The sequence below is a fragment of the Pseudoalteromonas sp. T1lg65 genome, from assembly GCF_051930985.1.
In the GTDB taxonomy this organism is placed as follows: domain Bacteria; phylum Pseudomonadota; class Gammaproteobacteria; order Enterobacterales; family Alteromonadaceae; genus Pseudoalteromonas.
In genome coordinates, this window is the sequence record NZ_CP196837.1 from 3,130,762 (window position 1) to 3,152,543 (window position 21,782).

Below are 21,782 nucleotides of genomic sequence, written 5' to 3' on the forward strand. Positions count from 1 at the left end.
GTAAAACATGAAATTTCCGGGACGCCGTAGGCATAAACATTATTTTCCGGTGGAAGATAAAGATCCGCTTATCAACCAGTTACATTCTGATGATCGACTAAAACGAAGCTATATCTGTGGCATTGACCAGATCGTAGTAGATATCGAAGCAAAAGTTGATCAAGCTTTTCTTGATGAGTTCCAATTACAACGCGGCATGTCACAAGTGATAGATAATGATGTCACCAACGCCCTTTACGATAGGCTAAAACGTGATGACATGATTGACTATGAGTTTGCCGGTGGCACGATTGGCAACACCATGCACAATTACTCTGTACTGGCAGATGACAGATCGGTGCTGTTAGGTGTAATGAGTGAAAACATCCAAATTGGTAGCTATGCTTATAAGTTTCTGTGCAATACTTCAAGCCGAGTAGATTTAGACCATTTGCAACCGGTTTCAGGTCCTATTGGCCGTTGCTTCACCCTTATTGATGACAGCGGTGAACGCACGTTTGCAATCAGTCCTGGGCTAATGAACCACCTCCGTCCAGAGTCTATTAGCAAAGCCCTCATAGAAAACGCATCTGCTTTAGTGATCAGTGCCTATCTAATGCGCACCAGTGCTGACGAGACGATGACAGCCGCAACGATACAAGCCGTTGAATATGCTAACGCCGCTGGAGTCCCTGTTGTTCTTAGCCTTGGCACCAAGTTCTTAATTGAACAAGACCCGAAATGGTGGTCTGATTTTGTTGAAAAACATGTCGATATTCTCGCCATGAATGAAGAAGAAGGCGAGGCAATCACTGGTTTTTCGGATCCCTTACTGGCTGCTGATAAAGCACTAGACTGGGTAGATTTAGTGATCTGCACCGCGGGCCCTAAGGGACTGTTTATGGCGGGCTATGTGGATGAGCAATTCAAACGTGAAACAGAATACCCGTTATTACCGGGTGCTATTCCTGAGTTCAACCAATATGAATTCTCACGAGCAATGAAAAAGTCGCTTTGCCAACACCCAATGAAAGCATACAGCCATACCGCACCTTATATGGGCGGCCCTGATATTATCAAAAATACCAATGGTGCTGGTGACTGTGCACTGGCTGCAGTACTTCATGACATTAGCGCAAACGAATATCATAAACTTAATGTTCCGAACTCAGCAAAACATGAGCAAAGTGCGATTACTTACTCTTCACTCGCACAAATTAGCAAATATGCAAACCGTGCTAGCTACGAAGTTTTGGTCCAACACTCACCTAGACTATCTCATGGTTTGCCCGACCGAGAAGATTCACTAGAACAATCTTATTGGGATAAGTAACACCAATCCGCAATAACACTTAATCATTTTGAAAGATTAAACCTGACGATAGCTGCGTTAAAAATTTCTCATTTAGAACAACTAAATAACGAAATTTTTGCCTTGCCTACATGGATGTAGGTACCTCAGCGGTAGCAGGACGCGAGAGCGGAACTATCGACAAGGTTTTCTTGCTTCAAAATAGACTACTTAGTTAAGCGGATTGGTATAAGTGTTTATCAGAGGTGTTTTCGACTGTTCGACACACCTCTGATTGTCCATTAAAAAATTGCCGTTCCTAATTCATTTGATAAAAACTCTAGCGCAGCTATTCCAGCTAAAGAGTTTCCAAATTTATCTAACCCAGGAGACCAAACAGAGATCGTAAAGCGGTTCGGAACAATAGCGATAATTGCGCCACCAACCCCCGACTTTCCGGGCATTCCTACTCTGTAACCAAAGTCTCCAGCGGCATCATAGAGACCACTGGTAAATAACAATGAGTTCATTTGTTTAGTTTGCTTTTTAGTTAAAACACGTTGATTGGATTGCAAACAAAAACCCTGATTAGATAAATAAGAAAAAGATCGTGCTAATTCCATGGTATTCATCTCAATGGCACAGAAACTAAAGTAAGACCAAAGCACATCCTCTACTTTGTTATCAAAGTTACCAAAAGACTTCATCAGGTAAGCCATTGCCGCATTTCTGTAGCGATGATCGTACTCTGATTGTGCAACAACTTTATTGACACCAAGCTTATGATTGCCAGACATTAATCGATAGCTTTCAAGCATTGTATGAAGCGGTGCAGACAGCCTGGAGTAAAGCGCATCGCAAGTAACTATTGCCCCCGCATTAATGAAGGGATTTCTAGGAATACCATTTTCAAATTCGAGTTGCGTCAGTGAATTAAATGCGGTTCCTGAAGGCTCTTTTCCGACTCTTTGCCAAAGTTCATCACCATAACGCTGTAGCGCCAATGTTAACGTCATAACCTTTGAAACCGATTGAATAGTGAACTTAGCGTCACAGTTTCCTGCACTGTAAGTCTGGCCATCCACCGTATGAAGAGAAACAGAAAACTGTTCAAGCGGTTGTAAGGCAAGCGCAGGAATATAATCAGCCACCTTCCCCTGATTAAGAAGCGGCTTAACGTGGGAGACTGACTTTTCTAGAATACGTTGAAAATCCATAGTCGATTGAACGCTTTCTCTTTTCTCTGGATGAGGGCGAGTGTATCAAAAAAGGCCCCTGAGGGGCCTTAAATATTTAACTAATATAGCGCGTTTACCTTAAATCCATTTCCTGAATAATTTCATGGGCTATAGGTGGTGTGGTACTTACCGGTTTTTGATGTTTGTTTGCCTTAAGCTGCCCTTTTCTATGCTTTAGCGCTGAATCTAACTTTTTAGACGCTGCGGCTATAGATGGGTACATTACGTCGTCTTCACCTTTCACTGAAATACGACTTCCAGAATAGTTTGTACTTATCTCCGTATAAAACTTTTTATGTTCTTTACTGATGATGATGTCTAGGGATAACAACGATGGAAAATGGTTTGCAACCTTAGCGAACCGTTCTTGAACGTGGTTTTTCACAGCATCAGTAACATCGACGTGATGACCAGATAAATTGATCTTCATATATACAGTCCCTCTTGTTTGTTTACCCTTACTATCAGTATTGGTTTGATGAGGTAATTTCTCAAGGGCCAGTAACATAAAAATATGACAAAACTTCGAACATATTGATAAGGCGCAAGCTTTTTAAGATGATGTTTAAGAAGTAAACACCGCAGGGGACAGAGTGATTAATTTTGCTATGTAAAATGCAAAAAGGCCCATAAAGGGCCTTTTTTGAGAGAAGGGGGTATGTTACATACCAGCTCGCTCTTTAATAATAGCGATTAATGGTGAGCCACCATGACCATTTCCTTCAGCCCAAGCAATGTCACTACCATCTTCAAGTGCACTCTTTGGTAAACTCTTTACAATGTATTCCCCTGCATCCGCTGCATTGCTAGCGATCGCATGTCTTAGCAAGTTATTGCCATTACATTGAATCGCATCATAAATGTTACGCATTTTCACGCGAGCTGTTTTTAACGTTTTGCGAATACGCATCTTGTCATCAGCTGCAATATATTCACATAGTGATAGAGCCAATTGTTCATTTGCTTTTACGGAGGTGCTAAAAGACAATGCTGAAGCGACTAAAGATGCTGACAGAAGCAAGGTAGATAATTTCATTACTTGTACCCTTTAATACTTTTTTCGTACCGTTGAACTGGCGATATTTTAGCAATCTAATCCATTGTTAGCAAGAAAGTGTTCATTTTTTGTGGAGAGTTACGAATTTATAACTATACTTATTGGTTTCATCCGGATCATGACTCTCACTTTCCACCTCATACCAACTCGCAACATCTTGATAGTCAGGGAAGCATGTATCTCCCTCAACTTTCAAATCAATAAAAGTTAAGTATAGGCGCTCGGCTATTGGTAGAAAGTGGCTATAGATATTTCCACCACCCACGATCATAACTTCATCGACTCCACTAACGAGCTCTAGTGCGTGCTCTGGAGAGCTAACCACTTCTACACCGTCATATGAAACGTCTTGATTACGAGTAATAATAATGTTTCGTCTTCCTGGTAACGGCCTACCTATGGATTCAAACGTTTTACGTCCCATTATAATCGGCTTACCTAAAGTAACTTGTTTGAAGTGTTTGAGATCAGCTGGTAAATGCCAAGGCATATCATTATCTTTACCTATGACCCTATCGTGTGCCATCGCCGCAACCATTGAAACTATCACGGTATCCCCTCGTTCTAAAGTTGTGTTCTGAATGCATCAAAAAAGGCCCTGAGGGCCTTTAAAACGTATTATTTAGCGCTCGTAGATAACTTCAACATCGTAGTCGTCGTCATCCCAATCATCCCAATCATCATCGTCTTTGCCTTTATCTTTAGTCGCATGACGGTGGTAGGTGTCCCATTTGAACTCAACTTCTTCTTGCTGCTGTTCTTCAAACTTGTCTTTCGGCATGCTGTCTAGCAAAGTCATAATGTCAAAGCACAATGCATTGGTATTTAGCTTATTGGCAGCCGAAATCATGTATACATTTTCTTCAAAGCCTAGCTCTGAAGCAATGCGATTGCATAGCTCTTCACGTTCTTCTTCTGGGATAAGATCGATTTTATTCAATACTAACCAACGTGGTTTTTCTGCCAACTTAGGGCTATATTGATGAAGCTCGTTAATGATAGCAAAACCACTGTCTACAGGATCACTGCCATCAATTGGCATAGCATCAATAACATGTAATAACACACGACAGCGCTCTAAATGTTTTAAAAAACGAATGCCTAATCCAGCTCCGTCAGACGCGCCTTCAATTAACCCTGGAATATCAGCGATTACAAACGACTTACTCGCCTCTGGCCGCACGACCCCAAGGTTTGGAACCAAAGTGGTAAATGGATAATCGGCCACTTTTGGTTTCGCGGCAGAGACACTACGGATAAAGGTCGATTTTCCTGCATTTGGTAAACCAAGTAGGCCCACATCTGCAAGCAACATCAATTCTAAGCGCAGATTACGCACCTCACCCGGTGTTCCCAATGTCTTCTGTCTAGGAGCTCGGTTAGTACTAGATTTAAAACGAGTATTGCCTAAACCATGAAAGCCACCTTTGGCAACCAATAGCTTTTGATCATGTTTAGTTAGATCACCCAAGCACTCTTCTGTATCTACATCAGTGACACGAGTACCGACCGGAACTTTGATGATTAGATCTTGGCCTTTCTTGCCGGTACAGTTTCGACCTTGACCATTAGTGCCGCGCTCAGCTCTGTGAAAGCGTTCAAATTGATAATCGATAAGTGTATTTAGATTTTCATCCGCTTGTAGGAATACACTGCCACCATCACCTCCATCGCCACCGTCTGGACCACCATCTGGCACAAACTTTTCGCGGCGGAATGATACGACACCACTGCCTCCATCCCCGGCTTCCGCTCTAATTTCGACTTCATCGACAAACTTCATGGTTGTTAACTCTTTAACTCTGTTTGTATTATCACGTTATTATAGCAGCAGCCAGATGGTGCTCCTATAACTTCCGCTTAGTAATGCAAATGCGCTACCAGCTCGTGCTCTCATTTGTTACGTGATAGTAATTTTAATTTGCTTTATACCAATAGGTATTAAAGTTGCTTTTAGGAACAAAAGTGTTTCGAGAGACCAAAAACAAAAAACCCCGCCTAAGCGGGGTTTTTCTAAATCTTTACCGATTACTCAGCAACGATGCTAACGTATTTACGGTTTAAAGGACCTTTCTGTTCAAAAACAACTTTACCGTCTGCTTTTGCGAAGATTGTGTGGTCTTTACCGATACCTGCGTTAGTGCCAGCGTGGAACTTAGTGCCACGTTGACGAACAATGATGTTACCCGCTAATACTGACTCACCACCAAAGCGCTTAACACCTAAGCGTTTGCTTTCTGAATCACGACCGTTACGAGTACTACCAGCTGCCTTCTTATGTGCCATCTTTCTGTACCTCTAAATTATTAAGCGCTAATGCCAGTGATTTTAACTTCAGTGAACCACTGACGGTGGCCCATCTGCTTGCGAGAATGCTTACGACGTCTAAATTTAACAATCTTAATTTTCTCGCCGCGACCGTGTGAAACAACCTCAGCTGTTATTTTACCACCGTTAACGAACGGTGCACCGATCTCAATTTTTTCACCATCAGCAATTAGAAGTACTGAATCAAATTCAACTGCTGCACCAGTTTCAACGTCTAGTTTCTCTAGACGAATTGTTTGACCTTCAGTCACACGGTGCTGTTTACCACCACTTTGGAAAACCGCGTACATAATTAACTCCGTCTGTGCGCCCTCAAATCGACGCAACTTAATATTCTTCAATAGGGCGCGAAGTTTACGCTAATGCATTCGTCCACGCAAGATAAAATTTGAAGAAAGTGAATAAATTTTGGCTCTTCTGAGGGCAATCAAATATTTTTCTCCATTTTAGTCAAAAAAATGTCAAAGCCAAGCTCTTTTTGCGCAATTTCAGGTTTTCATAGTATCGAATCAGAAACACCTTACAACCACCCTACCTGTTGGCAAATAAAAAGCTCTGTATTCGCAAAAAAACTCTGTCAAAAGATTAAAAAAACACCGGAAAACTGATTTTTTCAACGCTTTAAAGACAAAATATCGAGCAAGGCTTTTTTTTGTAGTACAATCTGAATGTTTGATTAATCAATAAAGACTAGATTGGCTTGGAGCGTAATGGATATAACAACTATCCAAAAGTTAGTTGAGCAAGATATGTTCGACGTAAACCAACTTATTCATCAACAAATGCAATCAGATGTTGCGTTAGTGAAACAGTTAGGTTTGTACATAGTTAATAGTGGTGGAAAACGTATTAGGCCCATGCTAGCTATTTTGGCAGCGCGAGCGCTTGGATACCAAGGCAACAAACACATTACGCTTGCAACGATAATTGAATTCATTCACACCGCAACTTTATTACATGATGATGTGGTTGATGAGTCTTCTTTGCGAAGAGGTGAACCTACCGCAAATGCGGAGTTCGGCAACGCCGCTAGCGTGCTCGTTGGTGACTTTATTTACACGCGCTCTTTCCAGTTGATGGTTGGCTTAGAAAACATGCAAGTGATGCAGATTCTCGCAGACGCCACCAATATTATCGCTGAAGGAGAAGTTTTACAGTTAATGAACTGTAATGATCCTGACACCACAGAACAAAGCTACATGCAGGTTATCTATAGCAAAACAGCGAAGCTATTTGAAGCTGCAACCATGCTACCAGCAGTGATTCTCCAGCAGTCTGAACAAGTGCAAACGGCGTTGAAATTATACGGTATGCACTTGGGTACCGCATTCCAACTGGTCGATGATATTCTCGATTACAGTGCTAATGCAGAGCTGCTTGGGAAAAATATTGGCGATGACCTCGCGGAAGGAAAGCCCACTCTGCCACTGATCTATGCGATGAAACAAGGTTCTGCGCAGCAAACACAGCAGATCAGAGAAGCCATTAAACACGGTAATGGTCTTGAGAGTCTTGATGATATTTTAAATACACTAACAGAAACCAAAGCGTTAGACTTCACAATGGCCCGTGCTCAGGAAGAATCACAAAAAGCGATTGAACAGCTAGATGTGTTAGAAGAATCTGACTACAAGCAAGCACTCGTTGCTCTTGCCAAACTGTCTGTTGATCGAAAGTATTAATTTATTAAGGTCGCTGCGGCGACCTTAATTCATGCTTCTAGTTTATGCTTATTTTTCTGGTGGTCTATAGCCTTCAATTTCCACCTCTTTATTTTCGAACAAAAAGCCAACCATTTGCTCTTCTAGCAATTTTCGATGCTCAGGGTCCATCATATTCAAATGCTTTTCGTTAATCAGCATAGTTTGTTTGTGCTGCCATTGTTGCCAAGCTTCTTTAGAAATATTATTAAAAATCTTTTCACCCAATTCACCAGGGTACAATTGAAAATCTAAACCTGGGGCTTCTTTTTGTAACTTTTGACAAAACACTGTGCGCGCCATAAGCCTGCCTTATATTGCTAATTAAATGTGATTAAGGCTAAGTTTACCCTAACCCGTTTAAGACTTTAACCAACTTTTTTGTTGGGGCTGCGAGCCCAACTTCTGGAGGTGATTTCATATCATACCAAAGTAAAGGTAAGTCGTGCACACAATCGGGAAAATCATCCAAACTAAGTAAAACCGGTGTAATTGTTAATTCGAAATGAGTAAAAATATGGGTAAATGGTAGCAACGTTCTCATGTTTGAGCTGTTAATGCCTTGCTGAGCCAGAAAAACCGCTATTTCTGCTTGTTCTGTAAACTCAAAGAACCCAAACAATCCCCCCCAAATTCCCGAGTTGGGGCGCTTTTCCATAAGCAACTGATTTTGGCATTCTAAAATTAAGTGAAAAGTTTGCTTTTTGGGCTTTACCTTTTTCGGCTTGGGGTTGGGGAACTCTTTAACTCTGTTATGGTTAAATGCTGCACACTGCTCCATCAAAGGGCAAGTATCACAACTCGGCTGACTTCTGGTACAAACCGCAGAGCCTAAGTCCATCATCGCTTGATTAAACTCTCTAACCTGCTGCTTTGGTGTCACTTCATCGCTTAGCTGCCAAAGTTGGTTTTCGACCTTTTTAACACCATACCAACCTTCAACCATGAAAAATCGTGCTAGCACACGCTTTACATTACCATCCAAAATCGCATGATGTTGACCAAGTGCTAACGATAAAATGGCACCAGCTGTCGAACGTCCAACTCCAGGAAGTGCCATAACTTGTTCTAAAGTATCTGGAAAAACACCTTGATACTCATCACGAATAAGCTTCGCAGCTTTGTGTAAGTTACGCGCTCGGGCGTAATACCCTAACCCGGTCCAATGATGTAACACCTCATCTTCAGGCGCATCAGCTAAATCCTTTACCGTGGGAAACCGAGCCATAAAACGTTCAAAATAAGGGATCACTGTGGTGACCTGAGTCTGTTGTAACATTACTTCCGATACCCATACTTTGTATGGTGTTTTTGCAAGTTGCCACGGTAAGGTTTTTCGACCATGTAACTCATACCAATCGACAACCTGCGAAGAAAACCACTTATTCTCAGAAACCACTGCGTTATATTCCTAACCCACTTTTAAAACGGCAGCCAGTGTAATGATAAATAGGTATTGCGTCACCCCAATGAGGTAATTGAAGTCAGATAAAAATTGATAAATTTACTTCGAGCTTGACTCTACACTTGTTTATTCACTGACGAACTAGGATAATGTGCGACCATTTTTTAGAGCACAGAATTGACTATGAACGAATCAAGCAAAAGTGCGCTCGAGCAAGCGCAAGAAGAAGGCAAGTACATCAGAAAAGTACGTAGCTTTGTGAAACGCGAAGGGCGACTAACCAAGGGTCAGGCAGCGGCATTAGAACAATGTTGGCCGACAATGGGACTCGAGCACAATGATGGTTTGCTAGATTTTAATAGCGTATTTGGTAATGATAACGACGTCGTGCTGGAAATTGGTTTTGGTATGGGTAAGTCACTTGTCGAGATGGCAAAAAACAACCCCGACTTAAACTTTATTGGAATTGAAGTGCACCGCCCAGGTGTTGGTGCCTGCCTGATGGATGCCGACGCTGAAGGAGTCACTAATCTTAGAGTGTTCGAGCACGATGCCATTGAAGTACTTGCTGATTGTATACCCGATTCTAGCTTGGCGAAATTGCAGCTTTTCTTCCCTGATCCTTGGCACAAAAAACGCCATCACAAGCGCCGCATTGTCCAACTTGAATTTGCAGAGAACGTACGTAAGAAGTTGCAAATTGGTGGAGTCTTCCATATGGCAACGGATTGGGAAAACTATGCCGAGCACATGCTAGAGGTTATGTCTGCAGCACCTGGCTACCAAAACCAATCGTCAACTGGCGATTATGTACCTAGACCTGAATTCAGGCCACTTACCAAGTTTGAACAACGTGGTCACCGCCTTGGTCATGGTGTTTGGGATTTAATGTTCGAACGCCGTTCATAAGTAAGGCGCTTAGCGCCTTTCTTTAAATACCATTCAATCGCTTTCAAGGGCCCAACTGTGCAACTTTCTAACCCAAGTTTATTGTTATTAAGAAATGACGAAGAGCTGATAGCTGAGCGCATTTTAGTCATAAATCACACTCGAGATGCATTTCTTTATGAACTACAAAAAATTAATCCTAATTCAGATATCGATGTATTTAGCTATGATTTTGCAGATCATCAGCATGCTGCCAAATTTGCGGGGATTAATAGCCATGTTGGACACAGTCTGCCAAACCTAGATGCGATTGACTTGGTAATTTACTACTATCCAAAATCAAAACCAGAAGCAGAAATGATGCTGGATAACATCCGCGCCAATACTTCAGAGCATACTCGCCTATTAGTCGTTGGAGACAATAAAGGTGGTGTTAAGAGTGTCGAAAAGCAGCTAAAAGACAAGGCCCAGTACTGCTACAAGTTAGACTCTGCGAAGCATTGTATACTTTACGAGTTCAATCAGCTGTCACCGTTATCAAGTTTCTGCATCGAAGACTATATGAAAACGTTTGTTATTAAACTGGCAGACCGTGAATTTGAAGCTATCAGCGTTCCTGGTGTTTTTAACCATGGTAAACTAGATAACGGGACTGAACTACTACTCAACCATATTACACTACCCCGCTGCGGTGATGCGCTAGATTTTGGTTGTGGAGCCGGCCTTATCGCATGCTTTAGCTTAATGCATTCACCCGCACTGAAATTCACTTGTTTGGACGTCAACGCGTTAGCTCTTTTTGCGACTCAACAGACGTTGGCATTAAATGGCTTCGAGGCAACGTTAATATTGAGCAATGGTTTAAGTGAGTTATCGGGAAAATATGACTTAATTTTTAGTAACCCCCCCTTCCATACAGGGCTTGCTACAGATTATGACATCGCAGAACAATTTTTAATCAACATTAAGTCATTTATGAAAAAATCTGCAAAACTACAATTGGTTGCCAACCGATTTTTAAAGTATCCGGATATCTTAGAGTCGAACTTTGGTAGCTTTGATATTACTGCGCAAAACGGAAAGTTTACAGTCTATAGTGCAGACTATTAGGCAACTCTGAATAAAATCGCTTAGCTTAGTTCATGATAAGTTGGGCGTTAACATAAAATGCTGTTATTGTTTACTAAATCCTTTGCTACACTAAGATTTAATAAGCTGGACGCGCTGCTGAGCTGAGAATGAGTAGGCAAGTAACAAAAACAAGTATAAGAAAAGTGTTAATTAGTGCCGTTATGTTAGTAACGGCACTTTGCCTATCGTTATCAATATCCATCTCTACTTATCTTGATATCAAAGAACAAAAGCGACTCATTATCAATAAAATCGAGATGATCGCTGATATTGTTTCATTCAACTCACAAATTACAATTCTGTTTGATGATAGAAAAACCGAAGAAGCCAGACTAAAATCATTCCAAGAAGTTGATATTGTTAAAAACATTCATATCTACGCAATTGATGACGTTACTGAAAAGCCCGTTTTTTTTACCAGCTTTAATGCCAGTAGAACTCCACCTGTTCCGTTAAAAATCAATAGTATTGACGAGCTAAGTACTGCCAAAGTGACTGACGATTATGTTGAGCTCATCAAGCCTGTTCTTTATGAAGGAAAAGTTGAAGGTTACGTCTATGTTCGTGGCGGATTAGAAAGCCTGTCTAACTATATCAATAAAAAAATACTGGTTGATATCGCCCTCACTATCTTTGTATTAATTTTGGTATTTTTTGTTTCACGCGGTATTCAACGCCGCATTGCATCGCCAATCGAAGAGTTATCTCAACTACTGCAAGACGTCTCAAAAAATCATAATTACGATGCCAGAGCCACAGGTAGCTCTATCGCTGAATTAAATGTACTAGCCAATAACTTAAATATCATGCTCGCTCGAACCGAAAATCAACTTGAACGTCACAAGGCTGATAAACTAGAGATAAAGCAGCTTAACCAAAGTTTAGAGGAGAAAGTAAATCAGCGAACGATTGCGCTCAGAGAGGCTAATCAGGAGCTGCTTAATACTCTAGAACGAATGCACCAATACCAAAATCAAATCATTGAAAATGAGAAAATGGCGTCCTTAGGACAAATGGTTGCAGGGGTTGCGCATGAAGTTAACACTCCAATTGGTTTAGGTATAACTGGCTCCACCCTACTTCGTGATAAGCTTTCTGATATCAATAATGCTTTTCAACAAAAAGCCCTTACTTCTAAACAACTGGAAAGATTTATCGAAGAAGGTATAGAAAACCTAGACTTAATATATCGTAACTTAAATCGCGCAGCTGAATTGGTATCTAGCTTCAAACGCTTGGCTGTTAGTCAAGATTTGGAGGTCAATGCCAAAATCCAAGTACGAGCACTTCTTAACGATGTTATCGCTTCGATGCGACCTGAGCTGGCTACCAAAAAGCCGGATATTGAAATCAAATGCGACGAGACCCTGAACATTGAGAGTAAAACGGGTCCGTTACAACAGGTAATTGAACAACTTATATCAAATTCCTTACTACACGGATTTAAAGACGATATTAATAACCAAATCTGCGTTTCCGTCGAAAAATCAGCAAAAGAAATTCGTATAGAATATTCGGACAACGGACAAGGCATACCAAAAACTATTAAGAAGCGTATTTTCGACCCCTTTGTCACCACCAGAAGAGGAGAAGGCGGCAGCGGTTTAGGATTACACCTAGTATATAATTTGGTTACGCAAGCGCTAGAAGGCACGATTAATTTAGATGAGAATTACAATGATGGTGCTAAATTTATAATCATTTTACCTATTTCGGAGATTAAATAAATGTCTCAGAAACTGGTATTAATTACACTATTATTATTCTGTTCAGTTATTCATGCAAAAACACCTGATCAGGTACGTTCAGCATTTCTATATCAAATGGCCAAATTTGTTGATTTCCCTAATGCTTCAGAAAAAATGGGAACACGATTTTGTTTTTTTAGTTTAGAATCAGGACCTGGCGCCGAATTAAATAGTGCGCAGAACCTGAAAATAAATGGGCAACTGATAGAGGTTAAGTTAGTCGAGAAAAGTGCACCATTTACGGAAATTTCTAAATCTTGTGATATAACATACATTGATGAACAAGATGAAAATGATATACTACGCGCTTGGACCGAAACCACTGAATCAGGCATGCTGACAGTGGGTGAAAGTATCGAGTTTTTGGAAACCGGCGGCGTAGCCTCGCTAGTCCAAGAAGGAAGTAAAATCCGGCTATATATAAATAAACAAGCGCTTAAAAATCAGTATTTTGTTGTTCGTTCACGGTTGTTATCCGTTTCTAAGTTTCACCCTAACTGATTTTACTTGTTAACATTTGGATATACTCCTATAATCGTAAATATACAGGGTTATTTATATTCTCTGTTTAAATTGTAAATTATATATTCCCAAAAGGTTAATTAATAATGCAAACGCCAGTCATTCTAATTGTTGAGGATGAAGACGTAACTCGACTGAACCTCGTTAGTTTATTTGAAGCAGAAGGTTACAAAGTAATTGAAGCCATTGATGGCGATGATATGCATGACAAGTTGACATCTAATGATGACGTTAACTTAGTAATAATGGATATCAACCTTCCAGGTAAAAATGGTCTTATTTTGGCAAGAGAGCTTCGCCAAAAGAAAAACATTGGACTTATTTTCTTAACAGGCCGCGATAACGACGTGGATCGTATTTTAGGCCTAGAAATTGGTGCTGACGACTATATTACCAAACCATTTAACCCTCGTGAGCTGACCATTCGCGCTAGAAATTTAATCTCTCGTACTGGTGCACCAAGCGAAGAAACAGCTATTGATTCAAATGGCGTGATTACGTTTAACGGTTGGGAATTGGATGAAAACAGTCGCTGCCTGACTTCGCCAGCTGGAGAGTCTAAGAGACTTCCAAAAGGTGAATACCGCGCACTGCGTCTTATGCTTGATTCTCCTGGTAGGATCTTTAGTCGTGAGCAACTTATCAAGCACATGACGGGCAGAGAACTACGTGCTAACGACCGCACCGTTGATGTGACTATTCGTCGTATCCGCAAGCACTTTGAAACAGACAACTCAACACCAGAGCTTATCAGCACCATTCATGGTGAAGGTTACCGATTCATTGGTAAAATCGACGCTCAATAACTACTCTGGCGAACTTTCGACGAGCTTTGCAATTAATGGATGAAGGGCATTTTGCCCTTCTTCTATTTTGCTCTTCAACTGCTCTATCCATTCGATTAGCACCTCAGGCGTTTGACCATCCGCATGCTGTTCCATTTTTTTAGCTTGTAGCTGAGCCGTAGCTAACCCTACAGAGCCAGCAGCTCCTTTTACTTTGTGGGCAACAGCTGCATATTCCTCGATATCATTTTGCTCAACTGCAATTTTAAGCTCCTCACAATACCTTGGACTCAACTTTGTGAAGAGATCACAACTGCGCTGGAAAGCCTGAGCTCCCATCGAAGATACAAAATCATTAATTGTTTCTGTATCTAAATTGTCCGTCACTTCCAAATAGATACTCGGTAACTCTTCTCCAATATGCTTGTCTTTTAGCGCATCAATACCAAACAACTCTGCCAAAATTTTATCTAACTTGGTGGTGTTTATTGGTTTCGCCAGTGCGCCTTGAATATCTATCCCTGTCAATTCCTCTTCTGCACTGCGTACGTTTGCCGTCAACGCGACAATAGGAAGATGATCAAAGTGGCTTTCATTTCTTATACGGCGAGCTACTTCATCACCATTTATGTCTGGCAACTGCATATCCAACAAGATAAGGTCAAGATCGTCCTCGGTCTCAACAAAAGATAAAGCGTCTTCACCTGTTTCAGCCCATATCACCTCATGTCCACGTTGTTCGAGCAAATTCATCGCGATTTCGGCATTTAGCGGCACATCTTCAACCAGCAGAATATACAGACTTCTTCCAGCGTAACTTTGCTCTTTGGGTGCGTTACAAAGCTGTAATGGAATTTCAACATCAAAGCGACTGCCTTTTCCAGCTTCACTACTGACAGTGATCGTGCCATCCATTGCATTGACCAAAGCTTTGGTTACGGCAAGTCCAATCCCCGAGCCGATGGCATTTGTTCCCGACGAATCTGGCGCTTTATAATACATTTCGAATATACGCTGTTGCTGATCTTCTGGTATTCCCATACCGGTATCAATTACGCTAATGGACAACCAAGGTCCCGAATCTCGATTTTCTCTGGCGCATTCGAGTGTAACGCCGCCACGATGGGTGAACTTCACTGCATTATTAATAAGATTCCAAAGGATCTGGCGCAAACGAGTGGGATCTAGTAACGCGTAGACATCTAACATACCACTTCGGTTAATGGTAAAATCAAGCCCTTTCTGATCTGCTATAAGCCCGGCGAAATTGACTATATCATTAATAAAGTCAGACAGATTGATACTATCTGCCGCAATGTCTAATTGCTCTCTATCGATCTTATCTAGGTCGATGATGTCATTAAAAATGTTGCCTAAAGTTTCAGCACTAGAAAATATCGTGTTACACCAGCTCTTTTGTTGCGATGACAGCTCCGTATCAAGCAACATCCGCGTCAAACCAACGATACCATTTAACGGCGTACGCAGTTCGTGACTCAAGGTCGCGATGAACTTGCCTTTGTCTTTATATGCTGTTTCCAGTGCTTGCTCAGCTTCCTTACGGCTCGTAATATCACGACCAAAGGCTAATAAGCCTATATATTCACCTTGATCGGTAATAAATGGTAGCTTGCGCATTTCAAACCAACGGTTTTGCTCATCCACTGGATATTCTACGTCCAGCGTTAGCGGCTGTTGTGTCTGGCTCACATAACTATCGGTTTCAAGCACTTTTGGTAGATATTGAGAGGAGTATATTTGTTCGACTGATTTTCCAATGAGTTCATCACTGTTTAAACCGATCACTTTTTCAAACATCTTATTACAACCAGCAAAAACACCATTTTCGTCACGGTAATAGAACAAGTCAGGTGAAGAGTCGACAATGTTTCTTAACAACATGCTTTGCTGAGCTAGTTCTTGTTGAGTTTTTCTGCGTTCTTCAATTTCCTTGCGCAATTCCTCAATGGCTCGGTGTTTTGCATGCAACGCCATTTTCCGCTCATCTATCTCACTGTTTAAGCGGTTAATGTTGTCTTTTAAAGTTTGGTTAAGCATTTTCTCTTGCTGTGTCGCAGACTCTAAAAATACTTTGGAAGACTGTAGCTGCCTCAAAGATAAAACGGAGGTCATAATTAATGCAGGAGAAATAATGGCAGCCATAAACAGTACAGCTAATATATCGACAAGTTCAATCACGCCAACCGCGATATAATAAAACATACACGCCAAGATAGAAGAAACAAACAGCGTAAAAGCATACGCAATAATGAAAGCGCGTTTCTCTCCGTATTTTTCCACCAAATTGGATAAAATTCGAGCCCAAGAGCCAAACGAATTCTCTGTCATATTACTACTTCACCATTCAATAACAGGTTAGTGGGGCCGATCCATTCGGATGACATAGAAATACTCGAAGTGCCTGTACTGGCGTGTATTTTGAGCAAATCTACTCAGCAAGTTTTATCTATTATACAAAAGCCTAGTTAATAAGCGAATGTCACCGAAATAAGTAATTTCTGCTGTAGATAAGCGAATTTTCTAAATTATCCTAATTTAGCCGCTTTCAGCGTGATTTCCACTTACAATTGCCAGCTATATACTGGGTAAAAACGCCTTTTGATATTGAGCTAAATGTCATTATCGGGTATGAAAAATAGCGGGCTATTCATAATATGATCTTTCAAAACCCTTATCCACACCAGAGGTTAAGTATTTATTTGCCAGCAAAAGTTTCCGCTTGATCCATAAAGTAGCCACTAATTTTGTATTGCTAACTTCACAAATGCCCTATTTTTTGTCATTAAGCTTTCATTCAAGCATCCCAACTCTTCTATTTTTGCTGTATTATGCGCCACTTTTAATGCTGTAACTGTAGAGAGTGTAGATGCAAAACAATATGCCAGACATAGCGCACAATGTTAAAGCTTTACAAGCTGGTACCTTAGATTGGGTTGGTATGGGTAACATAGAGCTTCCCTTAGTCCTTGAGTCGAAAGGACAAATGCAAACTCATGTCACTGCAAAAGCCGACGCATTCGTTAATCTGCACAAAGAAGACGCCAAAGGCATTCATATGTCTAGGCTATTTTTGGCTCTCGATACACTTTCGTGTGAGAAGACTCTCACTCCACAGACAATAAAAGCGGTGTTAGATGAGTTCATAACGACTCATAGCGATTTGAGTAATAGTGCTAAAGTACATTTTCAATTTGAACTACCGTTGAGAAGAGCTTCTTTATTAAGTCAAAAAATGGGCTGGAAAGCCTACCCTGTGACGATCACAGCAATGGTCATTGACGGTATCTACACTCTAGAACTCGCGTTAGATGTAACTTATTCATCTACCTGCCCTTGCTCAGCAGCTCTATCTCGACAGTTAATTCAAAGCGCTTTTCATGAGCAATTTAAAGGCCAGACTTTAGACCATGAAGCTATCTATGCATGGCTTGGCACCACTGAGGGCGTTCCAGCAACACCACACTCACAGCGTTCTGTTGCAAATATCAAAGTGCAGTTACCTGAAAATATCACCGAGTTTGATGTTATTGGCTTGATTGACTTGCTGGAAGATGAATTAAAGACACCTGTGCAAGCCGCAGTTAAACGTGAAGATGAACAAGAATTTGCAAGACTGAATGGACAAAACCTGATGTTTTGCGAAGATGCAGCTAGAAAATTAAAAGCAAAACTTAACTCTCTGCCTTTTAAAGACTTTTATATTAAAATAAATCACTATGAATCACTTCATGCTCACGATGCAGTGGCCTATGCCGTCAAAGGGCTCCCAAGCGGATACCGTCCTTAGCACAATAGCAATTCATTCTTTGTAGGCTGCACTTTATTCGCAGCCGCCCTCCATTGACAAATTTCATGGCACATCTATTGCTTAATAATTCCGAGTGTCATTTTTTTGTTTTGGAGTCTACTTATGGAATTTGCGTTACTAGCTATTTTGGCATTGGTTATCGTTGCTTCCATCGTTGTGTCGAAATATACCGATGCAGGCGGCAATCCTTACCCGTTTAACCGAAAAGATTCGGTGTTCACGACCGTCGAAGCTTCTTTCCTACAATTGTTAGAAAGAGCTGTAGGCGACAAATTTAAGATAGTTAGCCGAGTTAAACTAATCGATGTCCTTGAATGTAAGCCTGGTATATCAAATAAAGCAAAGCGTGCTGCGCTAACCAAGGCGAAAAACAAGCAATTAGACTTCGTTCTAGTAGACAAAGAAACGTTGAACGTTGTCGCTGCTGTTGATTTAGTAAATAACTCGAATAAGAACGGTCACAAAGCGCAAAAAGACTGGTTTGTCAGTGGCGCACTTGAGTCTGCAAAAATCCCTCACATTAGAATGAAAGTAAAAACTGGATATCAAAGTTCAGAGGTAAGAGCTGCGATTCTCTTTAAGCTTGGCAAGCAACCAGATGTCCCCAAGAAAACTCGCAACCGCACCTTCAAACCAGCGGTGTTATCTCCATCTCAGGCTAAAGCCCAGTCAACACAACTGGCAGAAATCTAACTTTAAAGACGAGCAGCTGCTCGTCTTTTTTGTCACCCGCCCCATAAAAAGCTGCGGATAGATTTGTCTGCTCAGCTCAGGTTATAATTAGCCTAATACTTACTATGACTTATCCAGTTCAGGAAAAATATATGAAAGTTGGCATCATTGGCGCAATGGAACAAGAAGTTACCATTTTGCGTAATACTATGGAAAACCCACAAACCCTAACTAAAGGTGGTTTTACTTTTTACTCTGGCCAACTTGCAGGCCATGAAGTCACTCTAGTGCAATCTGGAATTGGTAAAGTTGCAGCAACCATCGCCACCACATTACTAATCGACAACTTTGCTCCAGATTGTGTCATCAATACCGGCTCAGCGGGTGGTTTCGAACCGTCGTTAAATGTGGGTGATGTGGTAATTTCAAGCGAAGTTCGCCATCACGATGTAGATGTAACCGCATTCGGTTACGAAATTGGTCAAGTTCCACAAATGCCAGCAGCGTTTGAAGCCAATACTGCTTTAGTCAAGGCTGCAGAGCAAAGTGTACATGAACTAGCTGATATCCAAACTATGATCGGCCTAATCTGTACTGGCGATTCATTTATGTGCGACCCGGTAAAAATTGATAAAGCACGCAACGATTTCCCGTCTATGCTTGCGGTTGAAATGGAAGGTGCAGCAATTGCACAGGCTTGTCATTCACTCAACACGCCGTTCGTAATTATTCGCTCGCTTTCCGACATTGCTGGCAAAGAGTCGCCACAGTCTTTTGAAGAATATTTAGAAGTGGCATCAGTTAATTCTTCGAAAATGGTTGTAGCTTTACTGAATAAGCTGACAGAGGTCCAGCTATAGTGTTGGAAACACTGCTTCAGGCCCATTTGGGCCTGTTCGTGTTTCTAGTTGCTGTTTTCGCCAGCCTTGGCTTGCGGATCTCTTCCGTATATCATCCCAACTTACTGCTTTACCTTACTTTTAAAGCCGTCGCTGAACGTGTTTACAAGCCCAAAGCCAACACGTCTTATCAAACCCTTGCTGGCACACTTGGCTTTGTTTTGCCGATCCTCACGACCATTTTGCTTACCTTTGCTTTGCTTCAATTTGCTTTTTATCCCGAATGGCTGAGCGGACTGGTATTATTTCTGTGTCTTGATGCCAGCCATGAAGACAAAGCTAAACGCATTGCCAAGCTACTGAGTAATCATCAAAAAGTAACCGCCAGAGCAGTACTAAAAAGCATGGTTGCAAGGGAGGTAGATCAGCTAAGTGAAATGGGGATAAGTAAAGCTACGCTTGATAGCACCGTATTAAATTCGATACGCCAGTTTTTTGTTGTCGCAAGCCTATACGCACTTCTTGGACCCTATATCGCTTTACTCTATAAGCTATTAATGATTTGCGACCATGCATGGCGCAAAGTGGCAAAGCCAAATAGTGCTTTTATTAAACCCATTCAGCGTACGATATGGTTTATCGAGTATTTACCTATTCGCATACTCGTCTTATTTTTTATGCTATTGCTCAATGGAAAGCAAAGCTGGCATTACATAAAACACTACGGCCGTCATTATCCACAATCCAATTCAGGCTGGATATTGAGTTTTTTTGCAGCCAATCTCAACATTCAACTTGCAGGCCCTCGATTTTACTTGGGGGAGCGTTACAATGTTATGCGAATTGGCAGCAAACAACAGCCCTGCAGCGAGGCAATTACCGATACGTTGAAACTATTAACGCAAATGCGCTGGCTATTTATAGCAACTCTTGCGCTGTTAATGGTTTGCGCAAATATTACATTTTCAATGCTAGGCTAAACACAAAAAAAGCCGGGCTGCGACCCGGCTTTTTGGTTAAAACAATTGCTATAACTATGAAATAGTGATTTTTGCAAATTTACGTTTACCCACTTGGTAAATATCACTGCTTCCTTTTACTACTTCTAGCTTTGAGTCAGTTACTTTCTGCTCACCGTTTAATTTTACTGCACCTTGCTTAATCATACGGATGGCTTCCGACGTGCTGGCAACTAGTCCAGCTTCTTTTAGTGCTGTCGTGATAAAGGTTGAAGCAGTATCGATGGTAATTGTGACTTCAGGAATATCATCTGGTAGCGCATTTTTTTGGAAGCGCTTAATAAAGTCCTGGTGCGCTGCTTCAGCGTCTTCTTCACTATGGAAGCGCGCTATCATTTCTTTGGCAAACTCGATTTTGATATCTCGAGGATTACGACCGGCTGCAACTTCACCGCGCAACCCTTCGATATCTTCCAAAGATTTAGCACTCAGTAGTTCATAGTAACGCCACATTAAATCATCAGAAATAGACATCACTTTACCAAACATATCATTTGGCGCATCCGTAATACCGATGTAGTTACCTAGTGACTTAGACATTTTTTGAACGCCATCAGTGCCTTCAAGTAATGGCATCATTAATACGGTTTGTGGCTTTTGTCCTTCTTCTTTTTGTAACTCGCGTCCCATTAATAAATTAAAACGTTGATCGGTTCCACCCAGTTCTACGTCTGACTCTAAAGCAACGGAGTCCCAGCCCTGAACTAACGGATACAAAAATTCATGAATGGCAATAGATTGGCCACCATTATAACGCTTTTTAAAATCATCTCGTTCAAGCATTCGAGCAACCGTTTGTCTGGCTGCAAGTTTTATCATGCCTGCACTACCAAGTTTTTCCATCCACTCTGAGTTAAAAGCAACGGTGGTTTTGGCTGGATCTAGAATCTTAAAAACCTGCTCTTTATATGTTTCAGCGTTTGCTAGCACATCTTCGCGTGTGAGCGGTTTACGCGTCACATTTTTGCCTGTTGGATCCCCAATCATTCCTGTAAAGTCACCGATCAAGAAAATCACTTCGTGACCTAAGTCCTGAAAAGTCTTCAATTTATTGATAAGAACAGTGTGACCTAAATGCAAATCTGGCGCTGTAGGATCAAATCCCGCCTTAATACGCAGTTTTTTGCCCGATTTGAGTTTTTCTTTTAGCTCATCTTCAATTAATATCTCTTCTGCACCTCTTTTTATTTCGGCGAGTGCAGTTTCAAAGTCCACCATTCTTGCTCCAACAGATAATTAGTTGTAATCGCTCGATTCTAGCGTATATTTCTGTGAGTTTAAATGCACAAAACTCTGGTATTCACTGTTTATTACGTATATCCTGAAATAATCATTAGAAAAGTTCTTGACA

General features: G+C 41.2%; 22 protein-coding genes. 11 read left to right on the forward strand and 11 right to left on the reverse strand.

What is annotated here, in order from left to right; translation table 11 throughout:
• Window positions 1–7 precede the first annotated feature (7 nt).
• Window positions 8–1,312 (forward strand): inosine/guanosine kinase, encoded by a 1,305-nt coding sequence (locus ACSLBF_RS13880; protein WP_440053950.1) that lies wholly within the window; start codon window positions 8–10, stop codon window positions 1,310–1,312.
• 260 nt (window positions 1,313–1,572) lie between these two features.
• Here the strand turns inward: ACSLBF_RS13880 and glsB are convergent, their stop codons facing one another.
• From glsB to rplU, 7 genes are all read right to left on the reverse strand, one after another.
• Window positions 1,573–2,487: a glutaminase B gene (gene glsB, locus ACSLBF_RS13885; protein WP_440053951.1), complete on the reverse strand. Its 915-nt coding sequence runs from the start codon at window positions 2,485–2,487 to the stop codon at window positions 1,573–1,575.
• A gap of 94 nt (window positions 2,488–2,581) precedes the next feature.
• Window positions 2,582–2,938: a ribosome hibernation-promoting factor, HPF/YfiA family gene (gene hpf / locus ACSLBF_RS13890; RefSeq protein WP_440053952.1), complete on the reverse strand. Its 357-nt coding sequence runs from the start codon at window positions 2,936–2,938 to the stop codon at window positions 2,582–2,584.
• Between the two features lie 231 nt (window positions 2,939–3,169).
• A complete protein-coding gene (locus ACSLBF_RS13895) occupies window positions 3,170–3,544 on the reverse strand; it encodes a DUF3718 domain-containing protein (protein WP_440053953.1) in 375 nt (124 codons plus the stop codon).
• An 82-nt stretch (window positions 3,545–3,626) separates the two neighbouring features.
• Window positions 3,627–4,115 carry a type 3 dihydrofolate reductase gene (gene folA, locus ACSLBF_RS13900; RefSeq protein ID WP_440053954.1) on the reverse strand — a complete coding sequence of 163 codons (489 nt, stop codon included), beginning with the start codon at window positions 4,113–4,115 and terminating at the stop codon, window positions 3,627–3,629.
• Between the two features lie 72 nt (window positions 4,116–4,187).
• Window positions 4,188–5,348 carry an Obg family GTPase CgtA gene (cgtA, locus tag ACSLBF_RS13905; protein WP_440053955.1) on the reverse strand — a complete coding sequence of 387 codons (1,161 nt, stop codon included), beginning with the start codon at window positions 5,346–5,348 and terminating at the stop codon, window positions 4,188–4,190.
• A 245-nt stretch (window positions 5,349–5,593) separates the two neighbouring features.
• Entirely contained in the window at window positions 5,594–5,851 is a 258-nt protein-coding gene (gene rpmA / locus ACSLBF_RS13910; protein WP_105169123.1) for a 50S ribosomal protein L27, read from the reverse strand.
• Between the two features lie 20 nt (window positions 5,852–5,871).
• On the reverse strand, window positions 5,872–6,183 hold the full coding sequence (gene rplU / locus ACSLBF_RS13915; protein ID WP_440053956.1) for a 50S ribosomal protein L21: 312 nt from the start codon (window positions 6,181–6,183) through the stop codon (window positions 5,872–5,874).
• Between the two features lie 420 nt (window positions 6,184–6,603).
• Between rplU and ispB the strand changes: the two genes are divergently transcribed.
• The gene (gene ispB, locus ACSLBF_RS13920; protein WP_440053957.1) at window positions 6,604–7,575 is read left to right on the forward strand and encodes an octaprenyl diphosphate synthase; all 972 of its coding nucleotides are present in this window, start codon (window positions 6,604–6,606) and stop codon (window positions 7,573–7,575) included.
• Between the two features lie 48 nt (window positions 7,576–7,623).
• On the opposite strand, the gene ACSLBF_RS13925 is transcribed toward ispB, so the two are convergent.
• Both ACSLBF_RS13925 and mutY read right to left on the reverse strand, forming a co-directional pair.
• Window positions 7,624–7,896 carry an oxidative damage protection protein gene (locus ACSLBF_RS13925; RefSeq protein ID WP_440053958.1) on the reverse strand — a complete coding sequence of 91 codons (273 nt, stop codon included), beginning with the start codon at window positions 7,894–7,896 and terminating at the stop codon, window positions 7,624–7,626.
• A gap of 43 nt (window positions 7,897–7,939) precedes the next feature.
• Complete coding sequence (gene mutY / locus ACSLBF_RS13930) at window positions 7,940–8,992, reverse strand: A/G-specific adenine glycosylase (protein WP_440053959.1); 1,053 nt, start codon at window positions 8,990–8,992, stop codon at window positions 7,940–7,942.
• A gap of 189 nt (window positions 8,993–9,181) precedes the next feature.
• On the opposite strand from mutY, the gene trmB reads away from it, so the two are divergent.
• From trmB to arcA, 5 genes are all read left to right on the forward strand, one after another.
• Entirely contained in the window at window positions 9,182–9,907 is a 726-nt protein-coding gene (trmB, locus tag ACSLBF_RS13935) for a tRNA (guanosine(46)-N7)-methyltransferase TrmB (protein ID WP_440053960.1), read from the forward strand.
• A 57-nt stretch (window positions 9,908–9,964) separates the two neighbouring features.
• The gene (locus ACSLBF_RS13940; RefSeq protein WP_440053961.1) at window positions 9,965–10,996 is read left to right on the forward strand and encodes a methyltransferase; all 1,032 of its coding nucleotides are present in this window, start codon (window positions 9,965–9,967) and stop codon (window positions 10,994–10,996) included.
• A 128-nt stretch (window positions 10,997–11,124) separates the two neighbouring features.
• Complete coding sequence (locus tag ACSLBF_RS13945; protein ID WP_440053962.1) at window positions 11,125–12,744, forward strand: sensor histidine kinase; 1,620 nt, start codon at window positions 11,125–11,127, stop codon at window positions 12,742–12,744.
• The gene (locus tag ACSLBF_RS13950) at window positions 12,745–13,266 is read left to right on the forward strand and encodes a YfiR family protein (RefSeq protein ID WP_440053963.1); all 522 of its coding nucleotides are present in this window, start codon (window positions 12,745–12,747) and stop codon (window positions 13,264–13,266) included.
• A 107-nt stretch (window positions 13,267–13,373) separates the two neighbouring features.
• The gene (gene arcA, locus ACSLBF_RS13955; protein WP_440053964.1) at window positions 13,374–14,093 is read left to right on the forward strand and encodes a two-component system response regulator ArcA; all 720 of its coding nucleotides are present in this window, start codon (window positions 13,374–13,376) and stop codon (window positions 14,091–14,093) included.
• Here the strand turns inward: arcA and arcB are convergent, their stop codons facing one another.
• Window positions 14,094–16,421, reverse strand: a complete 2,328-nt coding sequence (gene arcB, locus ACSLBF_RS13960) for an aerobic respiration two-component sensor histidine kinase ArcB (RefSeq protein WP_440053965.1) — start codon at window positions 16,419–16,421, stop codon at window positions 14,094–14,096. It abuts the gene before it with no gap.
• A gap of 538 nt (window positions 16,422–16,959) precedes the next feature.
• Between arcB and folE2 the strand changes: the two genes are divergently transcribed.
• The 4 genes from folE2 (at window position 16,960) to ACSLBF_RS13980 (ending at window position 20,392) form a co-directional block, all read left to right on the forward strand.
• Complete coding sequence (folE2, locus tag ACSLBF_RS13965) at window positions 16,960–17,880, forward strand: GTP cyclohydrolase FolE2 (RefSeq protein ID WP_440053966.1); 921 nt, start codon at window positions 16,960–16,962, stop codon at window positions 17,878–17,880.
• A gap of 123 nt (window positions 17,881–18,003) precedes the next feature.
• Complete coding sequence (locus ACSLBF_RS13970) at window positions 18,004–18,594, forward strand: DUF2726 domain-containing protein (protein WP_440053967.1); 591 nt, start codon at window positions 18,004–18,006, stop codon at window positions 18,592–18,594.
• 131 nt (window positions 18,595–18,725) lie between these two features.
• Window positions 18,726–19,433: a 5'-methylthioadenosine/S-adenosylhomocysteine nucleosidase gene (gene mtnN, locus ACSLBF_RS13975; protein WP_440053968.1), complete on the forward strand. Its 708-nt coding sequence runs from the start codon at window positions 18,726–18,728 to the stop codon at window positions 19,431–19,433.
• A complete protein-coding gene (locus tag ACSLBF_RS13980; protein WP_440053969.1) occupies window positions 19,433–20,392 on the forward strand; it encodes a cobalamin biosynthesis protein CobD/CbiB in 960 nt (319 codons plus the stop codon). The genes mtnN and ACSLBF_RS13980 overlap by 1 nt, the downstream gene beginning before the upstream one ends.
• A gap of 54 nt (window positions 20,393–20,446) precedes the next feature.
• On the opposite strand, the gene tyrS is transcribed toward ACSLBF_RS13980, so the two are convergent.
• A complete protein-coding gene (gene tyrS / locus ACSLBF_RS13985; RefSeq protein ID WP_440056240.1) occupies window positions 20,447–21,646 on the reverse strand; it encodes a tyrosine--tRNA ligase in 1,200 nt (399 codons plus the stop codon).
• Between the last annotated feature and the right edge of the window lie 136 nt (window positions 21,647–21,782).